The sequence below is a fragment of the Comamonas resistens genome (assembly GCF_030064165.1).
Classification (GTDB): domain Bacteria; phylum Pseudomonadota; class Gammaproteobacteria; order Burkholderiales; family Burkholderiaceae_C; genus Comamonas; species Comamonas resistens.
Window position 1 is genome coordinate 3,684,054 of the sequence record NZ_CP125947.1, and the last position, 15,763, is coordinate 3,699,816.

17 protein-coding genes are annotated in these 15,763 nt (G+C 61.9%); 9 read left to right on the forward strand and 8 right to left on the reverse strand.

The window, feature by feature from the left end:
- Window positions 1-17 precede the first annotated feature (17 nt).
- A complete protein-coding gene (locus tag QMY55_RS17130) occupies window positions 18-1,175 on the forward strand; it encodes a lytic murein transglycosylase (protein ID WP_283485356.1) in 1,158 nt (385 codons plus the stop codon).
- Between the two features lie 4 nt (window positions 1,176-1,179).
- On the opposite strand, the gene QMY55_RS17135 is transcribed toward QMY55_RS17130, so the two are convergent.
- Complete coding sequence (locus QMY55_RS17135) at window positions 1,180-2,475, reverse strand: branched-chain amino acid ABC transporter substrate-binding protein (protein ID WP_283485357.1); 1,296 nt, start codon at window positions 2,473-2,475, stop codon at window positions 1,180-1,182.
- 91 nt (window positions 2,476-2,566) lie between these two features.
- On the opposite strand from QMY55_RS17135, the gene QMY55_RS17140 reads away from it, so the two are divergent.
- Entirely contained in the window at window positions 2,567-2,950 is a 384-nt protein-coding gene (locus tag QMY55_RS17140; protein WP_283485358.1) for an Hsp20/alpha crystallin family protein, read from the forward strand.
- A gap of 272 nt (window positions 2,951-3,222) precedes the next feature.
- Here the strand turns inward: QMY55_RS17140 and tsaD are convergent, their stop codons facing one another.
- The 3 genes from tsaD to QMY55_RS17155 form a co-directional block, all read right to left on the reverse strand.
- Complete coding sequence (gene tsaD, locus QMY55_RS17145) at window positions 3,223-4,263, reverse strand: tRNA (adenosine(37)-N6)-threonylcarbamoyltransferase complex transferase subunit TsaD (RefSeq protein WP_283485359.1); 1,041 nt, start codon at window positions 4,261-4,263, stop codon at window positions 3,223-3,225.
- Window positions 4,264-4,353: 90 nt separating this feature from the next.
- Window positions 4,354-4,806: a CBS domain-containing protein gene (locus QMY55_RS17150; RefSeq protein ID WP_283485360.1), complete on the reverse strand. Its 453-nt coding sequence runs from the start codon at window positions 4,804-4,806 to the stop codon at window positions 4,354-4,356.
- A gap of 193 nt (window positions 4,807-4,999) precedes the next feature.
- The gene (locus tag QMY55_RS17155; RefSeq protein WP_283485361.1) at window positions 5,000-5,677 is read right to left on the reverse strand and encodes a DUF937 domain-containing protein; all 678 of its coding nucleotides are present in this window, start codon (window positions 5,675-5,677) and stop codon (window positions 5,000-5,002) included.
- Between the two features lie 255 nt (window positions 5,678-5,932).
- Between QMY55_RS17155 and ybiB the strand changes: the two genes are divergently transcribed.
- Both ybiB and cobA read left to right on the forward strand, forming a co-directional pair.
- Window positions 5,933-6,925 carry a DNA-binding protein YbiB gene (gene ybiB / locus QMY55_RS17160; RefSeq protein ID WP_283485362.1) on the forward strand — a complete coding sequence of 331 codons (993 nt, stop codon included), beginning with the start codon at window positions 5,933-5,935 and terminating at the stop codon, window positions 6,923-6,925.
- 11 nt (window positions 6,926-6,936) lie between these two features.
- Window positions 6,937-7,728: a uroporphyrinogen-III C-methyltransferase gene (gene cobA, locus QMY55_RS17165; RefSeq protein WP_283485363.1), complete on the forward strand. Its 792-nt coding sequence runs from the start codon at window positions 6,937-6,939 to the stop codon at window positions 7,726-7,728.
- Window positions 7,729-7,798: 70 nt separating this feature from the next.
- On the opposite strand, the gene QMY55_RS17170 is transcribed toward cobA, so the two are convergent.
- Window positions 7,799-8,302 (reverse strand): acyl-CoA thioesterase, encoded by a 504-nt coding sequence (locus QMY55_RS17170; protein ID WP_283485364.1) that lies wholly within the window; start codon window positions 8,300-8,302, stop codon window positions 7,799-7,801.
- A 145-nt stretch (window positions 8,303-8,447) separates the two neighbouring features.
- Here QMY55_RS17170 and QMY55_RS17175 point away from each other — a divergent pair, with 145 nt between their 5' ends.
- Entirely contained in the window at window positions 8,448-9,050 is a 603-nt protein-coding gene (locus QMY55_RS17175) for an SMI1/KNR4 family protein (RefSeq protein WP_283485365.1), read from the forward strand.
- Window positions 9,051-9,124: 74 nt separating this feature from the next.
- A complete protein-coding gene (locus QMY55_RS17180; RefSeq protein ID WP_283485366.1) occupies window positions 9,125-10,417 on the forward strand; it encodes a BaiN/RdsA family NAD(P)/FAD-dependent oxidoreductase in 1,293 nt (430 codons plus the stop codon).
- On the opposite strand, the gene QMY55_RS17185 is transcribed toward QMY55_RS17180, so the two are convergent.
- Window positions 10,390-11,430, reverse strand: coding sequence for a BMP family protein (locus QMY55_RS17185; RefSeq protein WP_283485367.1), 1,041 nt, complete (start codon window positions 11,428-11,430; stop codon window positions 10,390-10,392). The genes QMY55_RS17180 and QMY55_RS17185 overlap by 28 nt on opposite strands.
- 450 nt (window positions 11,431-11,880) lie before the next feature.
- Between QMY55_RS17185 and rpsU the strand changes: the two genes are divergently transcribed.
- Both rpsU and QMY55_RS17195 read left to right on the forward strand, forming a co-directional pair.
- The gene (gene rpsU, locus QMY55_RS17190) at window positions 11,881-12,093 is read left to right on the forward strand and encodes a 30S ribosomal protein S21 (RefSeq protein WP_003052999.1); all 213 of its coding nucleotides are present in this window, start codon (window positions 11,881-11,883) and stop codon (window positions 12,091-12,093) included.
- A 124-nt stretch (window positions 12,094-12,217) separates the two neighbouring features.
- Complete coding sequence (locus QMY55_RS17195; protein ID WP_283485368.1) at window positions 12,218-12,664, forward strand: GatB/YqeY domain-containing protein; 447 nt, start codon at window positions 12,218-12,220, stop codon at window positions 12,662-12,664.
- A gap of 113 nt (window positions 12,665-12,777) precedes the next feature.
- Here QMY55_RS17195 and QMY55_RS17200 read toward each other — a convergent pair whose 3' ends face one another.
- Window positions 12,778-13,713 carry a LysR substrate-binding domain-containing protein gene (locus QMY55_RS17200; RefSeq protein ID WP_283485369.1) on the reverse strand — a complete coding sequence of 312 codons (936 nt, stop codon included), beginning with the start codon at window positions 13,711-13,713 and terminating at the stop codon, window positions 12,778-12,780.
- A 130-nt stretch (window positions 13,714-13,843) separates the two neighbouring features.
- Between QMY55_RS17200 and QMY55_RS17205 the strand changes: the two genes are divergently transcribed.
- On the forward strand, window positions 13,844-14,932 hold the full coding sequence (locus QMY55_RS17205; RefSeq protein WP_283485370.1) for a tartrate dehydrogenase: 1,089 nt from the start codon (window positions 13,844-13,846) through the stop codon (window positions 14,930-14,932).
- Window positions 14,933-15,023: 91 nt separating this feature from the next.
- On the opposite strand, the gene QMY55_RS17210 is transcribed toward QMY55_RS17205, so the two are convergent.
- Window positions 15,024-15,647: a LysE family translocator gene (locus QMY55_RS17210; protein ID WP_283485371.1), complete on the reverse strand. Its 624-nt coding sequence runs from the start codon at window positions 15,645-15,647 to the stop codon at window positions 15,024-15,026.
- Window positions 15,648-15,763 lie beyond the last annotated feature (116 nt).

Here is a 15,763-nt window from a genome sequence, read left to right on the forward strand (position 1 = left end):
CAGCCCTGCTCCCCATCGTGAAACCTCTGCATGTCGCCATTGCCAGCACCACGCTCCTGCTTGCGGGGATGGCGGTGCTGGGCGGCTGGATGGCGCACAAGGCAGCGCATATGGGCAAGCATGCGGCACTGCAGCAAACAGCATCAAGCCACCTGCAGCCATCAGTGCCCGGACAGGACAGTCGCTTCTACGCCAACAACCCGCGCGCCATGCGACTGGCTGAACGCATTGCCGAGCGCAGCGGGCTGGACTTAGCATGGCTGCAAAAAATCATAGGCACGGCTCGCATCAGCGAGCCTATACGCCAGTTGGTGCTTCCACCCAGGAAAACCGGCGCACGCCCTCAAAGGAAAAACTGGAATGCCTACCGCGCCCGCTTTGTCGAGCCCGTGCGCATTCGTGCGGGAGTGAAGTTTCGCGATGAACATCGCGAGGCCCTGCAACGCGCACAAAAGCAGTTTGGCGTGCCCGCAGAGATCATCGTGGGCGTGCTTGGCATGGAAACTCTCTGGGGCAAGCAAACCGGCCAGATCCGCGTGCTCGATGCACTGGTCACACTGGCCGTGGACTTTCCGTCGGCACATCCGCGTGCCGCCCAGCGCGCTGCCTATTTTGCGGATGAGCTGGAGTACTTTCTGCGCCTGATGCACGACAGCGGCACCGACCCACGCGAGCCGCGTGGCAGCTATGCGGGCGACATGGGGCTGCCGCAGTTCATGCCGTCAAGCTGGGCGCGCTTCGGTGTGGATTTCAATGGCGACGGCCATATCGATCTCTGGAATGCCGAGGATGCCATTGGCTCGGTGGCCAACTATTTGCTTGGCAAAGGCTGGCTGGCAGACCAGCCGGTGTATTACCCGGCCCAGATGGACGCATCGGAAGCCGTAGCTGCGCCACTGACGGCCACAGGACTTGCCCCCCTGCATAGCGTCGACAAGCTGCGCAGCCTTGGCATCACGCTGATGACGTCGCCAGACAATGCACCATCACCCGATGTACAGCTGGCGCTGGTGGAGCTGGAAAACCGCGACCAGCCATCATTGTGGATCGCAGCTACTGGCAATCTCCGCACACTCACGCGCTACAACCCGTCGCGTTACTACGCCATGGCGGTTACCGAACTGGGGGCAGCGATTGCGGCAGCCCCGGCCCTAAGCACCGAACAGCAAGACTGATTTTTCAGCGGGGCCGCACCATCCTGCAACTTGTGGGCATCTCAGCCTTGGTCGCGGCGATCTCTCGCACCACCTTGAAGCCATAGCCCGAACCTTCCACATCAAAGTCCACGCCGGGGCTGCCCTTTTTTTCCATCATGCCCACCACCAGAGACTGCTGAAACTGGTGGTCGGCGGCCCGCATCTGGCCGCTGCGGCCGGCCAGCTCTACCTTGGCATGCTCCATGGCCTGCGCCACGGCTACAGCGTCAGCACGGCCCGCTTTCTCCAGGCTTTGCGCCAGGGCCTCGATCATCAGCTGCATGCGCATGTGTACATAGTCGTCGCGCGGGTCAGGGAAACGTTCCCGGAATGAACGGTAAAACGCCCGGCTCTCTGCCGTCGGCACATTGGGCAACCAGTCGGCCACGGCCAGCACCTTGCCTACACCCGCGTCGCCCAGTGCTGCCGGAGCCCCTAGCGCATTGCCATAGAAGGTGTAGAAGCGACCTTCGTAACCGGCCTCCCGTGCGGCCTTGACCAACAGCATCAGGTCGTTGCCCCAGTTGCCGGTGATGACCGCCTCGGCGCCACTTTGCTTGATCTTGACCGCATAGGGCGCAAAGTCCTTGACCCTACCCACAGGGTGCAGCTCGTCACCCACAATGCGTACGTCGGGGCGCAGCGCAGCCAGTTGCCGCCTGGCTTCGCGCAGCACGGCCTGCCCAAAACTGTAGTCCTGCCCGATCAGATAGGCGCTGTGCACGGCCTTGTCGTCCTTGATGACCTCCATCAGCGCAGCCATGCGCATATCGGCATGGGCATCGAAGCGGAAATGCCAGAAACTGCAGCGCTCGTTGGTCAATGCCGGATCCACGGCCGAATAGTTGAGATACAGCACGCGCCGCGCGGGGTCGCGACTGTTGTGCTTGTCGATGGCATCCAGCAACGCTGCCGCCGTGGCCGACGAATTGCCCTGCATGATGATGCGTGCACCGTTGTCTATGGCTGCACGCAGGGCCGACAGGGCTTCCTCGTTCTGCCCCTTGCTGTCGTAGCGCTCTATCACCAGCTCATGCAATCCATCGGCCAGACGCACACCGCCGCGTGCATTCACGCGCTCGGTGGCCCACAGCAGATTGCGAAACACCGCCTCGCCGGTGTTCGCGAAAGGGCCCGAGAGACTCTCCACCAGCGCCAGTTTGATTGCAGGTGCTGGCTTGACCTTGGGCCCAGCCGACACAGCACCTGCGACCCCGAACGGCGCGCATATTAGTGGCAACTGCAGGTATTTCAAGACATCACGGCGCAATTTATTCATCAAAAAAACCTCTTGAAATGCGCTTGCGGCCACCTACCTATGAGTCAAGCGGCAGCAACGCAAGCCGCGCAGTTTATAGGAGTTAAACACCATGATCTTCGCCCCTGTGATGAGCCGTAATGCCTTTGTTTCCCCTCGTGCCGCCGACCTGGCCCTGCAGCGCTTTCTGCAAGGCACACTGGGCGCCGCAAGCCCTGTGCAGCAACAGGTTCAAGTCAGCCGCGATGACAAGTCCACCACATTGAGCCTGGATGTCCCGGGCCTGGCTCGCGAGCAGCTCAAGCTCTCCATTGACGGAGCCGTCATCAGGCTCGAAAGCGCGGAAGGAGCCTCCCGTCAGGTCAAGCGCGCCTGGGAGCTGGACCACGAGATCGATGCCGCCGCCAGCAAGGCCAAACTGGAACATGGCGTGCTGACATTGACCCTGGTCAAGCTGGAACCACAGTCCAAAGCCACGGAACTGGCGATTGAATAAGCGCCCATCCTGTTGACCTGCCTGCCGCCCTTCCTTTCTTCCATCTCCTCTTAGCCCTGGCAGGCCGGAAAACTCAAAGCCCGCAATGTTTTACATTGCGGGCTTTTGTGATGGAGCTCATGAGTCTGAACTTGCTATTGCCGACCAATCCTTGTTGCCGGCAAGGCCTGAATATGGAAAAACTCTCTGCAAGTCTTTCTGGACAAGCGCCAAGCGCTCTCAAAACAAAAGCAGCCCTGAGGCTGCTTTGTCTGACTGTCTGAAACCAGCGCTTATTTCAGCGCATCCAGCGGCCAGCGCGGCTTCACGTCAAACGCGTATTCCTTGTTCGCCTGTTCGCGACCGGCCTGCAGGCGCATGGCCGCAGCCATGGCAATCATGGCGCCGTTGTCCGTGCACAGATGCAGCTCGGGGTAGTGCACGCGAATCTTGCGCCTGGCACAGGCCTGGTTGAGCTGCTCGCGCAGCAGCTTGTTGGCGCCCACACCGCCTGCGACGACCACGCGCTTCATGCCCGTCTGGTCCAGAGCCTTGAGCGTCTTCTTCACCAGCACTTCCACAATCGCGGCCTGGGTGCTGGCCGCCAGATCGGCTTTGCGCGCCTCCAGCTCCTCGCCCAGCTTCTTGGCCTGTGTCAGCACCGCCGTCTTGAGCCCGGCAAAGGAAAAATCCAGATCGCCGGAATGCAGCAAGGGACGTGGCAGCTTGAAGGCCTCGGCGTCTCCTGCTTCAGCCAGCCTGGAAAGCACCGGGCCACCGGGATAAGGCAGGCCCATGAGCTTGGCGGATTTGTCAAATGCTTCGCCTGCAGCATCGTCAATGGTTTCGCCGAGGATTTCGTACTGGCCCACCCCGTCGACACGCATGAGCTGGGTATGGCCACCCGAAACCAGCAGCGCCACAAAGGGAAACTCGGGGGGGTCCGCGCTCAGGAAGGGCGACAGCAAATGACCTTCCAGGTGATGCACGCCGAGCACGGGCTTGTCCAGCGCAGCGGCCATGGCACAGGCGGCACCCGATCCCACCAGCAAGGCTCCGGCAAGGCCGGGACCGCGCGTGAAAGCAATCACATCCACGTTGTCGAGCTTTTCTCCCGCATCGGCCAGTACTTTCTCGGTCAGCGGCAGCACGCGGCGGATATGGTCGCGACTGGCCAGCTCCGGCACCACGCCGCCATAAGCCTGGTGCATTTCAATCTGGCTGTGCAAGGCATGGCTGAGCAAGGCGGGTACGCCCTGTCCATCCGGCATGCGCACCAAGGCCACGCCGGTTTCATCGCAGGAGGATTCGATTCCGAGGATCAGCAAACTCATGGGGCGCAAGTGTAGAACCAGCGTGCCCGCAATGCACAAGGGCGGACATTAGCCCTGCCCGCCCTTGTGTTGGAAGATGTCTGCCCAGCCTCAGCTGTGGATGGGAGTGGTGCCAGAGATGTAATGCTCCAGCTGCTGGATGGTGAACTGCTGCTCGGAAATGATTTCCTTGACCAGGTCACCAATGGAAAGCACCCCCACCAGTTGACGGTTCTCATCCATCACCGGCAGGTGACGAATGCGGTGGGTGGTCATCAGCGCCATGCATTCGCCGCTGGTCTGGCGCGGCAGCACGCAGTGAACCTTGGAGGTCATCACATCGCCCACCAGCGTGCTGCTGGAATTTCGGCCCTGCAGCGCAATCTTGCGCGCGTAGTCGCGCTCGGTCACTATGCCTGCCAGGGCTGCACCGTCCAGCACCAGCAGCGCACCAACGCCTTTCTCGGCCATCATCTTCAGAGCGTCCAGCATGGTGCTGCGGGGAGATACGCTGTAAATGGCGCTATTGCCTTTGTCTCTCAGGATCTCGGCTACGGTCGTCATCGGGTCCTCCTTTCAGGTCCAAAAAGCACTCACGCGGCCAGTGTCAAGAAATTGCTGCAATGCGGCAATCAGGCGATGCCCTCATGCCTCCATGCAGTTTGCACTCGCTGCCTGATAGCCATCTTAAGCCGCAACAGATGCAAAAAAAGGCAGCCAAAGCTGCCTTTTTTCTGTCAGTGGAGTGGGGCCGGTTTCAACGGCGTCCATTGAGAAAGCTGCTGCCCAGCTTGAACAGATCGCCCACATCGAGCTTGCCGTCGCCGTTCTGATCCAGCAGGCTGCCCAGGATGCCGCCGGCAGCACCGCCCTGGGCTTGAATCTGGCTGCGCTCCTGGCCCAGGGCATTGCCCAGGTCATTGGCGCCCATGCCCTGGGACTGAACACGGTTGGCCAGGAAAGACATCACCAGCGGCGCCAGCAGAGCCATCAACTGGCCCGCATTGGCGCCCAGGCCCGTGGCCTGGCCCAGCTGCGACTCGGCCTGCTGACGCTGACCGCCAAAGATATTGCCCAAAATGGAGCCGCCATTGGTCTGCCCGCCACCGGAGCCACCGCCCAGCACGGCCCCCAGGATGCTGCCCAGGCCACCGGCACCGCCGCCCGAGCCCCCCAGCAGGCCACCGACCAGACTGCCCAGGTCCATGGCGCCATTGGCGCTGCTGTGATCCCGCTGCAGCGCACCCAACAGATCAGCGGCGCCTTGAGGCTGGGCAGCGTTCTGGCCCAGCGCGCCAAACAGCATGGGCAGCGCCACGCCTACGGCCTGCTCCGCCTGCACGGAGTCGATGCCCAGTTGCTGGGCCAGCCCCTGCATGGGGGCACCTTGCAATTGGCCCATGAGCTCGTCGGACAAAGATGCGTTACTGGTCATGTCAAATGCTCCTAAAAAACAGCGCACATCGTAAGCGCGCCACATGGCACCAATTGTGATGAATCTTCACCGCGCAGCACAAAGCGCAGCCAGCGCATCACCGAGACTGGATATTTGAGCACGAGCGGACTCTCCAGTGCGCATTTGCAAGCGCGGTGCAGACCTGATCTGACAGACGGCATGCGACCCGCATAGATTTAGATATAGCCCAAATGTCTTATGAGCTGCGGTTTTTATGACGACAATTGTCGAATCATGAGCATCAGTCATTACATCAAGGAAATTGGCCGCGGCAGCAAGGGAGCCCGTTCCCTGACGCGTGCACAGGCCTGCGACCTGATGGGACAGGTGCTCGACGGCCAGGTCAGCGACCTGGAGCTGGGCGGCTTTTGCATTGCCATGCGCTTCAAGGGCGAAAGTGCCAAAGAACTGGCAGGTTTTCTCGATGCCACGCACCAGCGCCTTCCCGCATGGCCTCAGGCCCACAGACCCATGCCCGTGGTGGTCATCCCCAGCTATAACGGCGCGCGCAAGCAGGCCAATCTGACCCCTCTGCTTGCCGGTCTGCTGAGCCAGCGCGGCCTGCCCGTGCTGGTCCATGGCTGCGATACCGAAGCGCAGCGCATAGGCACGGCCGCCGTCTGGCAGGAGCTGGGCTGGTCCACATCAGCGCAAGCCCTGGCGCTGGAACCTGGCGACAAGGTATGGATGCGCACCCGCCATTTGCTGGCCCCGCTGGAGCGGCTGTTGCAACTGCGCCGCCAGATGGGCCTGCGCAACCCGGCGCACAGCCTGGTCAAGCTGCTGGACCCCATACGAGGCGCCAGCCCGGATCGGTCGGCGCTGCTGCTGTCCAGCTACACCCACCCGGCCTATGTGGAGCCCATGAGCCAGACCCTGGCCCTGCTGGGCAGCAGCGCCCTGCTGCTGCGCGGCAATGAAGGCGAAGCCGTTGCAGCCCCGCACCGTGAACCCGCCAGCCTGGGCATGATCGCCGGTGAAATCGTGTTCGAGCGCTGCGCCATCCATAGCAGTCAGCTCGCATCCGACAAGGTGGCAGAACCCATTCAACAGAATCTGGACGCCGCGCAGACCGCGCGGCTGATTGAAGACATGCTTGGCAAGCCGCAAACCGTTCCCGCCCCCATCGCGGCACAGGTAGAACAGATCGTGGCCCTGCACCAGGCCATGCAAGACAAGCTCGCCAGCCGCATTGCGTTGCAGGCATTTCAGCGCAACGCAGACTGAGAACAAGCGCCATGAACTCTCTCTCATCCTCCCCCATCCCACAAGGCTCATGCACGCTGGTCGGCGCAGGCCCTGGTGACCCCGAGCTGCTGACCATCAAGGCCGCCAAGGCCATTGCGGGCGCCAGCGTGCTGTTTGTCGACGACCTGGTCAGCGACGCCATCCTGGCCCATGCCAACCCCAACGCCCGCGTGGTCTACGTGGGCAAGCGCGGCGGCTGCAAGAGCACGCCCCAGGCCTTCATCGAAAAACTGATGGTCGCTGCCGTGCATGAGGGCGAGAACGTGGTGCGCCTCAAGGGCGGCGACCCTTTCATCTTTGGCCGAGGCGGCGAAGAGGTCGAGCACCTGCGCGAAGCCGGCATCGCGGTGCAGGTCATCAATGGCATCACCTCGGGCCTGGCCGGCCTGACCAGTCTCGGTGCACCGTTGACCCACCGTGACCGCGCCCATGGCGTGTTGTTCATGACCGGTCACGCCAAGCCCGGCGACAGCGGCCCCGACTGGCGCCTGATTGCCGCCACCGCACATGCGGCCAGGCTGACACTGGTGATCTATATGGGTGTCAGCGGCGTGCAGCGCATCCGCGACGAGCTGCTGACAGGCCTGCCCGGCAACACGCCCGTAGCCATTATTCAGCATGCAAGCTTGCCCCATCAGCGCCACGCGCTCACATTTTTGCAAGATCTGCCCGAGTGCATTGCCGAAAACCAGCTGGGCAGCCCCAGCATCATCGTCGTGGGCGATGTGGTGCAAGGCATTGCCGCCTGGCAGGCCGAACAGGGTCAGCTCAGGGTGGCCTGAGGTCGCGTCCCCAGTTCAATACAAAAAGGCCGCATCAAGCGGCCTTTTTTCATGGCTTGCCTGCAGGCCATCAGACCGAGGGCGTGACGCTGCCGCCGGTCACACGGGTCTGGGCAAAGCGCTCTGCCATGTCCTTGCGCAGTTCCTTGCGGATGATGGCGGCCTGCCAGCGGCGCTTTTCTTCGTCGGTCTGCAGCTGCAGCGGCGGCACGGGGGCAGGCTTTTTGTCATCGTCCACGGCCACCATGGTGAAGAAGCAGCTGTTCACGTGGCGCACCACCTGGCTGCGAATCTCCTCGGCAATCACCTTGATGCCGATTTCCATGGATGACTTGCCCGTATGGTTCACGCTGGCCAGAAAAGTCACCAGCTCGCCCACATGAATGGGTTGCAGAAACATCACCTGATCCACACTCAGCGTCACGACATAGCGGCCCGCATAGCGGCTGGCGCAGGCATAGGCAACCTGGTCAAGCAGCTTCAGAATGGCGCCGCCGTGCACATTGCCGGAAAAATTGGCCATGTCGGGCGACATGAGCACGGTCATGCTCAGCTGGTGGGATGGTGTATTCATGGGGCGCGATTTTAGAAGTGATCACTCCAGTGTGTAGCAGCTCCAGCGCTATATCCCGACGCAGTACCCCGGCACTGGGCCGCAGACACGCTATAACCTCCAAACCTTTGCTACCCCCTCGGCCTTTGCCCTTGAGTTGCCTTCCATGCAAATCCTCTTTCCCAATCCCTTTGGAGCCCAACCCGCCCCGGAGAAGGACATCCAGGCCCTGCAGGCCCATATTGGCTTTTCCGAGTCCTATGCCGACTTTCTGCGCACGCAAAACGGGTTCTCCGTGCTGACCATGGAAGAGTCTGCCGATATCAGCGCGCATATCCGGCCCAGCCCTGTGCAAAGCGAGGAGCGCTACGCCAATCTGCGGGTGCTCAACAGCTTTGCCGCGCAAGACCCGTATTACGACCTGGAGTCCGAGCAAGCCGACTTTCTGCTGGCCGACTGGTTTCTCAACATCGGCAGCGACCCGGCGGGCAACCCTTTTGTCGAAGTGCTGCACGGCCGCCACAAAGGCAAGATCGGCAGCCTCGATCACGACCTGTTTGCAGGGGCAGAGAATCGGCAGGAGTTTCTCGACGAAATGGAACTGGGCCATATCGCAGCACTGAGCCTGGCCGAGCAGGCCGATGCACTGTGCGACGACTCGCTGGGGCTGATCTGGTTTCACGCCCGCGATATGAGCGCCTTTACCGCGCACTGCATCTACTGCGATGAGACTTTCTGGGGCTTTGTGGTGGACGAGCCCGGCATCTGAGCCAGCTGGGACACAATCGCGCAGATTCGCGCCTCAGCTCAGGCGCCCTGTTTTCTCTTGCCTATTCGCCTGCCGTGTCCTCCTCCCCCCAGATTTTTGACGCCATCATCATCGGCGCCGGTGCTGCCGGCCTGTTCTGCGCCGCCCAGGCCGGGCAGGGCGGCCTCAAGGTTTTGCTGATCGACCATGCCGAAAAAGTCGCCGAGAAAATCCGCATCTCCGGCGGCGGGCGCTGCAACTTCACCAACCGCGATCTCGATGTGCGCGCACCGCACAAGCATTTCGTAGGCCAGAACCCGCAATTCTGCCGCTCTGCCCTCTCGCGCTTCACGCCCGCCGATTTCATCGCGCTGATGGACAAGCACGGCATTGCCCACCACGAAAAACACAAGGGCCAGCTGTTTGCCGACCACTCGGCCGAGGACATCATTGCCATGCTGCTGGCCGAATGCGCGGCTGGAGGCGTGCAGCGCTGGCAGCCCTGCAGCGTCAAGAAAATAACGTTTTTGGCCTCAGCCCCAGACCCAGAGAGCGCAGACAGCTATCAAATCGAGACGGACCGTGGTCTGGTGCAAGCGCCCAATCTGGTCATCGCCACCGGCGGCCTGAGCATCCCCAAGATCGGGGCGACCGACTTTGGCTACCGCCTCGCCCAGCAGTTCAATCTGCCGCTGGTGGAGCGCACGCCCGGCCTGGTACCCATGACGTTTGACGGCGAAGGCTGGCAACCTTATGCGGGCTTGGCAGGTCTGGCGCTGCCCGTGGAAATCAGCACCGGCAGCAAAAAGGAACGCATGAGCTTCCACGAGGATTTGCTGTTCACCCACCGCGGCCTGTCCGGCCCGGCCGTGCTGCAGATATCGAGCTACTGGAAGCCCGGCACGCCGCTGCAGATCAATCTGCTGCCTGGCGTGGACCTGACCGAGCTGCTGGCCCAGGCCAAGCTCCACTCACGCAAGCTGGTGGCCAACGAGCTGGCAACTCACCTGCCCGCACGCCTGGCCGATGCCTGGGTCGGCCGCATGCCCGAGCTGCAGCGCCCCATCAACGAGGTCAGCGACAAGGCGCTGGCCAGGCTGGCCGAGCAGCTCAGCCGCTGGGAAATCACGCCCACAGGTACCGAAGGCTACAAAAAAGCCGAAGTCACGCTGGGCGGCGTGGACACCAAGGTGCTGTCCCAGCAGACCATGGAGTGCAAGACCCGGCCGGGCCTGTACTTCATCGGCGAAGTGGTGGACATCACCGGCTGGCTGGGTGGCTACAACTTTCAATGGGCCTGGGCCAGCGCGGCGGCCTGCGCCCAGGCCTTGTCTCAGACCATGCCCCAGGCGCATTCAGTTCAGACGGCGAACTCGGTGCCCTCGTAAATCTCGGGTACCTTGAGCTGACCCGAGGCAATCGCTTTGGATGCCTGCTCGACCCGGCTGCGTACCTGGGCAGATACGCCCTGCCCCATGATCAGGCGCACGGCTGCCGGGTCCTGCAGACCGATCTTGACGATGCCGGGCCTTGGCGCCCCCTGCTCCTTCATATCCTTGACGGCCAGATAGGCGCCAATGCCCACATCGGCCCAGGCCGAGGCAACAAACACCTCGGGGTCGATGGCGGTCCAGTCGATCACATTGCCGATCTGGCGCACTTTCTTCTCGCGGCAGGCTCGGGTCACGCCATCGCGGCCGGAATTGAGCATGGTGAAGATCACATCGGCACCCGCTGCGATCTGCGCCTGTGCCACACGATAGGACAGCGCGTTGTCGTCCTGATCGCCCGAGAAGTTGGTCAGCAGCTTGACCTTGGGATTGGTATCGCGCACGCCGGCCGCATAGGCCGCGCGCCCCTTGAGGCCTGGCGGCACGCGAATGCCCGACATATGGCCCACCACACCGGTCCTGGTCGTCAGTGCGGCCAGCACACCGGCCAGATAGGCGGACTCCTCCTGCAGCACGTCATAGCTGCTGAGATTGCTGCCCTGCACCAGCCCCTGCGTCACGACAAAGCGCGTCTTGGGGAAGCGCGCTGCCACCTCGGCTGCCGCCTGATTGTTCTGCCCGCCATGGGCCACCACCAGTTGCGCACCCTGCTCGGCCAGCTGTGTCAGAGCAGGAACCAGCAATTCCTTCTTCGGTGCCATACCGTCAAGAAAACTGATTTGCACACCCAGCTCCTGACGCGCCTTCTCCAGGCCGCGCCAGCCCGCTTCCATGAACCCCTTGTCGCTGCGGGAGCCGGCAAACACGCCGCCCACCTTCAGACTCTGACCACTACCCAGCACGGACGATCCAGCGCAGCCGCTCAGGGCCAGCAGACCGCCTGCTCCAGCCGCACCGGCCAGCCATTGACGACGAGAAATCAGATTGCGCGCAGCACGCTCCAGCACCATAAAAAGCTCCTTGAACCTCGCAAGACAATAAGAAAAAATGTTTTCGCAAATATATTCAACGAAAATATTTCTCCGCACACTGTATGCAAGAGAGCGCTGAAATTTCACTCAGGCAAACCCCATCAGGGTCTGTACGGTCAATATCCAAGCCAAAGCACACTACGGTTGTGATAGCAAACCAGATCGAACAATGCCGCCCCGAAGCACGCCACTTCGGCCCTTTGGCATCCAACTTTGGCATCCAATCAAGGGCTTTTCCGCACCTCTTTCAGGTGGCACGGCTTCGCAGTATTCGACGAGGCCGCCGCCATCGTTTATAATGCTCGACTTTGCTGGCATTACCCCGTCGGCCATACTAGTTACTAGAGACGGGGAACAACCGCTGTTCATGGCTCTCAGGCCCGATCTTCCCGAGAACCCGCTGTCAGCACAGATATATCTGGAAATTGAATGACTACTATCCGCGTCAAAGAAAACGAGCCCTATGAAGTTGCCCTGCGTCGCTTCAAGCGCACCATCGAAAAGCTGGGTCTGCTGACCGATCTGCGTGCTCGCGAGTTCTACGAAAAGCCCACAGCCGAGCGCAAGCGCAAGAAGGCTGCTGCCGTGAAGCGTCACTACAAGCGCGTTCGCAGCATGCAACTGCCTAAGAAGCTGTACTAATCGTTGGATTAGGAATAGCCGGCCTTAAAAAGCCGCAAACCCGCGCTCGGGACGCCAGGCGCGGGTTTTTTGTTTTCTGGCCACTGCGCCATCGCGCAGTGACCTTTCACTGAAGGAGAAAGCCATGAGCTTGAAAGCCCAGATTACCGAAGATATGAAGACCGCCATGCGTGCCAAGGACAGCGCACGCCTGGGCACCATCCGCCTGCTGCAAGCCGCGATGAAGCAAAAGGAAGTGGACGAGCGCATCGAACTCGATGACGCCGCCATCATCGCCATCGTCGACAAGCTGATCAAGCAGCGCAAGGACTCCATCGCCGCCTTCGAAGCCGCCAACCGCGCCGATCTGGCCGATGTGGAAAAGGCCGAGATGGAAGTGCTCAAGGTCTATCTGCCCGAGCGCATGGGCGAAGCCGAGATCACCGCGGCCGTGCAGGCCATCGTGGCCGAGCTGGGCGCCTCCGGCCCCGGCGACATGGGCAAGGTGATGGGTGCCGTCAAGGCCCAGCTGGCAGGCAAGGCCGATATGGGCCTGGTGTCGGCTGCCGTGAAGGCTTCTTTGACCCAATGATGAGCCCGTCGCACAGACCGCCTGACGGCACTGTGCGACACCTCAAAAAAAGAAGCTGCCAGCGCATTCTCTTTCAGCATTTCAGGCACTAAATAGCCTGAAAGGTAGAGATATCAAGCGCTAGCAGCTTCTTTTTCAATAGTTTGCTTGAGGGCCCCGGGCTTGTTTTCCCGAAAAAAGGCCTGCAGAAACTCCACACAGACCCGCACCTTGGCCGAACGTTCCAGCCGCGTCGGATAGACGGCCCAGACATTGGCTTGCTGCGTCCACTCGGGCAGCAACTGCAGCAGCCGCCCCGCCTGCAGATCGGTCGCCACATCCCAGAGCGAGCGCAGCACGATGCCATGACCGTCTCTCGCCCACTGCACGGCCATCTCGCCATGATTGGTGGACAGCGGTCCCGTCACCTTTACGCTGCGCTCCTGATTGCCCGAACGCAGCCTCCAGACACCGAATGGATGATCGCGCTCCTTGATGACCAGGCAGTCATGAGCCGCCAATTCATCCGGCGTACGCGGACTGCCGCGCCGCCGTACATAGGCAGGGGCCGCGCACAGTACGCGGTGGTTGTCGGCCAGATGCCTGGCAATCAGATGCGGCGCGATCTCGTCGCCCACACGTACATCGAGATCAAAGCCCTCGGCCGCCACATCGACGATGCGGTCGAACACCTCCAGCCGCAGCTGCAGCGCCGGAAATTGCGCAATCAGCTGCGATAGCGCTGGTGCCACCACATTGCGGCCAAAGCCAAAGCTGGTGGACACACGCAGCAGGCCGCGTGGCTGGCGGCGCGTCACATCGACCTCCTGCAGCAGATGCTCGACCTCGTCCAGAATGCGCTGCGCCCAGTGGTAGATACGTTCGCCCTGCTCCGTCACCGCGACCCGCCGCGTGGTGCGGTGCAGCAGTTGCACGCCCAGCTCCTGCTCCAGCAGGCGAATGCGTTTGCTAACAAAGGCTGGCGAAGCATTGAGCGCCGCAGCGGCGGCACCGAAGCTGGCTTTGCGCACCACGGTGATGAAGACACTCAGGTCTTCGGGCGAAGGCATTTTCTGCACGATCTGTGAACAATCAGGCCACGATCTGGCAATTGTATGCAGCTCAAGGCACTGCAAAATAGCCGCATCGCGGGCTGACAAGCAGTCCATCACCGCCCCCCCCTTTCTGCGAGAAACCGCCATGCCCCTGCCCAAGAAAATTGCCGTCATTGCTGGTGACGGTATCGGTCGTGAAGTCATGCCCGAAGGTCTGCGCGCACTCGAAGCCGCAGCCCGCCGTTTCAGCCTGCCGCTGGAGTTCCATCACTTTGACTGGGCGCACTGTGACTATTACGCCCAGCACGGCCAGATGATGCCGGACGACTGGAAGCAGCAACTCTCGGGCATGGACGCCATCTTCTTCGGCGCCGTGGGCTGGCCCGCCACCGTGCCCGACCATGTCTCGCTGTGGGGCTCGCTGCTCAAGTTCCGCCGCGAGTTCGATCAGTACATCAATCTGCGCCCCGTGCGCCTGTTCGAGGGCGTACCCTGCCCACTGGCCGGCCGCAAGCCCGGCGATATCGACTACTACGTGGTGCGCGAGAACACCGAGGGCGAGTACACCTCGCTGGGCGGCATCATGTTTGAGGGCACGGACCGCGAGATCGTGATTCAGGAATCGGTCTACTCGCGCAAGGGCGCCGAGCGCCTGCTCAAGTTCGCCTTCGACCTGGCTCGCAGCCGCGACCGCAAGCATGTAACGCTGGCCACCAAGAGCAACGGCATCGCCATCAGCATGCCCTGGTGGGACAAGCAGGCCGATGCCATGCACCAGCACTACCCCGAGGTCGCGCTGGACAAGCAGCATATCGACATCCTGACCGCGCGCTTTGTGCTGCAGCCGGGCCGCTTCGACGTGGTGGCCGCCACCAATCTGTTCGGAGACATCCTCTCCGACCTGGGCCCCGCCACCACGGGCACCATAGGCCTGGCTCCCTCGGCCAACCTCAACCCCGAACGCAGCTTCCCCAGCCTGTTCGAGCCCGTGCACGGCTCGGCTCCCGACATCTATGGCAAGAACATCGCCAACCCCATCGCCATGATCTGGTCGGGCGCGCTGATGCTGGACTTTCTGGGCCACAGCCAGGGCGAGTGGCGCGCCGCGCACGACGCCATGGTTGCCGCCATCGAAGAAGTCATCAAGACCGGACCACGCACGCCCGACCTGGGCGGGTCGGCCAATACCACCGAGATGGGCGAGGCCGTGGCGGCGCTGATCGCCCAGGGTTGACGCTTCCATCTTGATAGCTTCCAGCGCTTGAGACTCAAGCGCTATCAGCCATTTTCATGCGAAATAGTGCAGTGCAATAGCGCTGCCTTTCTCATCGGCTTGTCGCCATACGCAGGCCAAGGCCGACCAGAGCGGCGCCCATCAGCGCGTCGATGGGACGGCGCATGCGCCTGTAGACGGATCGCACGCCGCCTACCGAGAAAAACACCGCCAGCAAGCCCATCCACAGAGCGGTGATGCCGCCCACCAGGCCCACCACGGCCAGATAGACCCAGGCGGGCGCACCAACGGGTAACAAGGTCACGAACAAGGTGGCAAAGAAAGTCGCGGTCTTGGGGTTGGTCAAGCCCACCAGCAAACCGCGCCGCCAGGCCTGGCCCGCACTGCCGCAGGACACCTGGGAAACCTCGGCATCGCCGGGCGCCTTCTTGAATGCGGCCATCAACATGCGCATCCCCAGATAACTTAGATAGATGGCGCCCGCCATGCGGATGATTTCATAGAGCCAGAACATCTCCTTGATGAGCAGGCCGAAACCCAGAATGGCCACAACCGCCCACAGCGTCACGGCACAGGCGATGCCCAGGCCCACGAATACGCCCGCTCGCCGCTCATGGAGCGCATGCGAGGTGACTGCCACAAAGTCGGGGCCGGGACTGGCGCAGGCCAGAAGAAGAATGCCGGCAAGCGTTGCCAGCTGAGGCTGGTAGTCCACGAAATCTCCGCAAAGCTGCTACAGACCATCGCCTAGCCGCAAGAACCGGGACATATGCAATCTGCTGCCCCTTGCATGCACAGCACATACAAGGGCCGGCGATCCCCAGGTCGGCC

Bases quoted from the DNA above. Each gene is read 5' to 3' on its own strand.
- QMY55_RS17135 (WP_283485357.1), bottom strand. From the start codon at position 2,475: ATGAATAAATTGCGCCGTGATGTCTTGAAATACCTGCAGTTGCCACTA.
- QMY55_RS17140 (WP_283485358.1), top strand. From the start codon at position 2,567: ATGATCTTCGCCCCTGTGATGAGCCGTAATGCCTTTGTTTCCCCTCGT.
- tsaD (WP_283485359.1), bottom strand. From the start codon at position 4,263: ATGAGTTTGCTGATCCTCGGAATCGAATCCTCCTGCGATGAAACCGGC.
- QMY55_RS17150 (WP_283485360.1), bottom strand. From the start codon at position 4,806: ATGACGACCGTAGCCGAGATCCTGAGAGACAAAGGCAATAGCGCCATT.
- QMY55_RS17155 (WP_283485361.1), bottom strand. From the start codon at position 5,677: ATGACCAGTAACGCATCTTTGTCCGACGAGCTCATGGGCCAATTGCAA.
- ybiB (WP_283485362.1), top strand. From the start codon at position 5,933: ATGAGCATCAGTCATTACATCAAGGAAATTGGCCGCGGCAGCAAGGGA.
- cobA (WP_283485363.1), top strand. From the start codon at position 6,937: ATGAACTCTCTCTCATCCTCCCCCATCCCACAAGGCTCATGCACGCTG.
- QMY55_RS17170 (WP_283485364.1), bottom strand. From the start codon at position 8,302: ATGAATACACCATCCCACCAGCTGAGCATGACCGTGCTCATGTCGCCC.
- QMY55_RS17175 (WP_283485365.1), top strand. From the start codon at position 8,448: ATGCAAATCCTCTTTCCCAATCCCTTTGGAGCCCAACCCGCCCCGGAG.
- QMY55_RS17185 (WP_283485367.1), bottom strand. From the start codon at position 11,430: ATGGTGCTGGAGCGTGCTGCGCGCAATCTGATTTCTCGTCGTCAATGG.
- rpsU (WP_003052999.1), top strand. From the start codon at position 11,881: ATGACTACTATCCGCGTCAAAGAAAACGAGCCCTATGAAGTTGCCCTG.
- QMY55_RS17195 (WP_283485368.1), top strand. From the start codon at position 12,218: ATGAGCTTGAAAGCCCAGATTACCGAAGATATGAAGACCGCCATGCGT.
- QMY55_RS17200 (WP_283485369.1), bottom strand. From the start codon at position 13,713: ATGCCTTCGCCCGAAGACCTGAGTGTCTTCATCACCGTGGTGCGCAAA.
- QMY55_RS17205 (WP_283485370.1), top strand. From the start codon at position 13,844: ATGCCCCTGCCCAAGAAAATTGCCGTCATTGCTGGTGACGGTATCGGT.